Annotated in this window: 1 protein-coding gene; it reads left to right on the top strand. The window is 39.7% G+C overall.

Features of this window, described 5'->3' with window-relative positions; translation table 11 throughout:
* Positions 1-529: autotransporter domain-containing protein (locus tag ACFILZ_RS10175; protein ID WP_375611103.1), on the top strand; the 529-nt coding region annotated here is incomplete at both ends.

Genomic DNA, 529 nt, shown 5'->3' with positions numbered 1-529 from the left:
AAAAGACAGCCTTTTTTCTGCGTGCTTATGGGGGGAGCCATCATTATGCTTCCAATTTATCTGCTTTTGAATATGGCTATGGTGCTGAGCTCGATTATAATGCACTTGAAGCAGGTGTTTTGTTAAACGAGATTGAGAGTTTATATGGTCGTACATTCTTTGGAGTTTTGGGGAACTATGGAAATCTTTCTCTACATCCTCAGGATGTTGAACAAAGCAAAAAAAGCGCATTTAATAAATGGTCTTTTGCTGCCTATGGGAGTTTGCAGCATGATAGGGGTTTTTATATAGATGGGGTGGTATCGTATGGTCTTTTTAAGGGTGATGTTTTGACCCTTTCACGGGGCAAGGTTGTGGCGTTAAAGGGTAAACAGTTTAGCGGTTCTTTAACGAGCGGTAGAACGTTTGCAACAGGGTATAAAGGTGTTGTTTTTGATCCGCAGATTCAGGTTGTTTATCAGCATCTTCAGTTTCATCAGGCGTTTGATGTTGATAATCTTGATGTTGATTTAGGAAAATTTCATCAATG

This window comes from Bartonella sp. AP40SXNS, assembly GCF_042195825.1.
Taxonomy (GTDB): domain Bacteria; phylum Pseudomonadota; class Alphaproteobacteria; order Rhizobiales; family Rhizobiaceae; genus Bartonella.
The sequence above is the reverse complement of the archived record's forward strand: the minus strand, read 5'-3'. Positions and strand labels throughout refer to the sequence as shown.